This window comes from Acidovorax sp. NO-1, from assembly GCF_000238595.1.
GTDB lineage: Bacteria > Pseudomonadota > Gammaproteobacteria > Burkholderiales > Burkholderiaceae_C > Acidovorax.
Window position 1 is genome coordinate 1 of sequence record NZ_AGTS01000064.1, and the last position, 2977, is coordinate 2977.

At 59.1% G+C, this 2977-nt stretch carries 4 protein-coding genes and 1 pseudogene; all 5 read right to left on the minus strand.

Translation table 11 applies throughout. The annotated features are described in order from the left end of the window. A pseudogene (locus KYG_RS07220) lies at positions 1–1025 on the minus strand (ATP-binding protein); the annotation flags it as partial. 72 nt (positions 1026–1097) lie between these two features. Beyond that, complete coding sequence (locus KYG_RS07225; protein WP_008904199.1) at positions 1098–1352, minus strand: hypothetical protein; 255 nt, start codon at positions 1350–1352, stop codon at positions 1098–1100. A 31-nt stretch (positions 1353–1383) separates the two neighbouring features. Continuing rightward, positions 1384–1944, minus strand: coding sequence for a hypothetical protein (locus KYG_RS07230; RefSeq protein WP_008904200.1), 561 nt, complete (start codon positions 1942–1944; stop codon positions 1384–1386). A gap of 28 nt (positions 1945–1972) precedes the next feature. Continuing rightward, on the minus strand, positions 1973–2359 hold the full coding sequence (locus KYG_RS07235; RefSeq protein ID WP_085942523.1) for a hypothetical protein: 387 nt from the start codon (positions 2357–2359) through the stop codon (positions 1973–1975). A 40-nt stretch (positions 2360–2399) separates the two neighbouring features. Next, positions 2400–2903, minus strand: a complete 504-nt coding sequence (locus tag KYG_RS07240) for a hypothetical protein (protein WP_008904203.1) — start codon at positions 2901–2903, stop codon at positions 2400–2402. Between the last annotated feature and the right edge of the window lie 74 nt (positions 2904–2977).

A 2977-nucleotide genomic window follows, 5' to 3' on the forward strand; every position in this document is an offset into this window, starting at 1 on the left:
CCGTGCACCGCTACCTCGATGAGCTTTTGGTAGGTCGAGCGGTTCAGACTGGGATAGACGACGTGGTTGTTGCCAAGACGGGCAATTTGCTCGGGCTTGAAGCGCTCACTCAACGCCCGCTTCACATCAATGAGCGAAAGCTTGCGGGTCATGGCATGGAACACATCAGCATCCGTGTCGCAGTCTTCCACGCGACTTGCGGCATCTGCATACATCTCATCCAGATTGCCGCAGACAAAAATCAGCAGTTTCGAGTAATCTGTCTCCCACGCATGGGGGTCCTGCATGAAGTCAACCAAGCGACTGTGGAGATCCTGCGGAGACCAGGTCATGATCTCCATGATGGACTCCTTGAGCTTCAACATCGCTTTAAATTCCTGGGCCTGATACGGCGGCAGAGCGAACTTCGTAAGATCATTGCGGGGCGTTCGCGCGAACAGCCCAACGACCACATCCTCCTCGTCAGCATCCGACTTCACGCCAACCCGCTTGTGTTCGTCACGATATGCAGCCTCGGCCAACCTGCGCTCAATATCCCCAAGGAAGCTAATGTTGGGAGGCAATTTCCCGTCGGAGAGCAAGCCCCACACGTCCATGTAGTGCTCGACCTTGCGCTCGCGCCCCTCGCGGTCAATGGTCCTGAATCGTTGGAATTCATCGAGCACGAGGATTCCGGGAGTGCCCTCGGCGATCGCGGAGTCCGACAACATGGAGCCGATCGACACCCCTCCTCCGTTGGAATAGCCGTCCATCTGAACTTCGATCAGGCGGTCATAGAACCCGAGCTTTTTGGACAGGCTGCGAATGAGTTGGGTCTTGCCCGTACCGGTGAGTCCCCACAGGTTCACGATGACTGGCCGGTTGATGATGTCGGGCAGGACGTACCACGCCCGTATTGTGTCGATCACGCGATCGATGATGTCATCAATCCCAAAAAGCTCGGTCTTGAGCTCGGCAGCGATGCGTCGTAGCTGGGCGCTGCGTTCGCAGATGTGCGCGCGCAATTGAATGTTCGTTGTTCTCATGGTGATGGAAATTTCTGTTTGGGTTCTGCACCGGTCACATCTCGCGCGACCGACATGGAATGGAGATCGCTATCAACGCCAGAAGCGAAGCAGTTTCAGGAAGGCGACCAGATCGGCTTTAGCCGTCTTGGCCACTTCGTGCAGGAGCGCGATGCGCTCCTCGGACCTGACCTTCAAGAGCAGATGCAGGAGTAACGTGAGGAGTAGCGCCACCGCAGCACCCGCCACAAAGAGCCAGGCGTCCATGGGATCCCAATCCCTGCGGAAGATGAGATACGCGTTGATGGCGCTCAACGCCAGGAGCGTCAGGTGAATGATCCAGTGCATCGTTGATTCCTTTCGTGGTCATGTCGATGTCTCAGCTCATCCATAGCGTCTCGCGATACACCGCCCTCTGCATGTCGACCGCCCGCCGGACATCCAGCCCCTTGTAGGAACCAAACCCCAAGATCCAGGCGAGATAACGTCCGACCTGGGGGTCGGCTTCACACAGTGCCTGCAGGGGCTTGGTCAGCACCTCTGCCCTGACATGGCTAATCCGCTGGTACATGTCAGGCGTCGATACGTAGTGACGTCCAAACATGAGCTCGCGCAGGCAGAGGTAGTAGCCACAGGGGTTGACCAACAGCGCCACGGCAACGGGCTCCCAGCTGGATTTGAGGACCAAGGTTCTGCAACGGCGGGCACGCCCCATGGCAGCTAAACACTGCGAAAGTGCAGTCGGATCTCCTTCATCCAGTTCTCGGGGCGCAGAACGCAAAGGCAGGAGATATGCGGCGACCAGTTCATCCAATGCAAAAACCGTTGTGACGAATGGCACCAGCGCCTGGTTAGAAAGCAGCGGTAGTTGCCCGAGCAACTGGGCACGTTGCTCAGCCTGGACCTGCAGAGCACGCTGACTCTGGGGGGCTCCGAACATGTCCTGAGTTCCTTGTCGGGCTCGGTGATTACGCACGGGAGGCTCCTTTCTTGGAGGCTGCCCTGCGGGGGGTCGCACGGCTGCTGGTTTCTCCTGTCCGCCCGCGGGGCTCGAGGATGAAGTCCTCTTGAGTCAACCGCTGACCGATCTCTGCCGGGTCTATGTCGCCGGTGATCTGGGCTACGCACAGGGGCATCGCGACGAAGTGAACCGCTCCGGGCAGTCGCTCAATGAGTTCCAGCACTTGGGCATGCAGTTCACGGTGGATCTCCCCCCAGCGCTCTGCGGGGACCGCTTTGCGAAAGCTTGCTGGCAACGCCAGGATGCACAGGCCCTTGTGCTCCTGCACAAAGTGGGTAGGGGTGGAGCCAGCGGAAGAGGCGTTCCTGGATATTGGATTGGATGTGGGTTTCATGGATGTTGGGGTCCAGTTGTTCAGCGTGTGGGGCGCATAGTCAGAGGATTGCCATGAAGCCGATGGCGGCGGTGATACGCGCGACTTGCTGGCGGTCGAGCTCTTCGTCTCCACTGACGTCGAGCACTGCGCCCAACGTGCTGCCGCATTCGGCATCACGTGATCGCAAGCGGCGCAAGGGGGCGTCGAGGATCACAAGGCGCCGCGCGACAATTTCTTCGCGTTCCTCGCTGTTCAGGCTTAGCACAGGGTCTCGGTCGGGATGGTCATGCAGGTAGCCCGCCAGTCCACACGGAGCGACCAAAGCGGCTGCGACTGCCACATCCCGCTCCCATGCGTGCAGGGCCGGATACCGTCGGGCGCGTTTGGACATCTGAAGGCTCCAGCCGAGCAGGGAATGTTCTGCAGATTGGCAACACTCGGGTGCCCAGGCGCCCCTCGCCGGTATGGAGTACGCCGCAAGAAGTGCCTTGTCGAACACATCGGCGATAAAGCTACGAAGACTCTTGTTGGCGCAGGCTGGCAGGTGATCGAGCAGGTTCACGACTCCATGAATTTGCTCAACTCTGGAGGTCAACGACCTATTCTGTGGAGCCGCTGGTGCCGGTGGCACGTAAC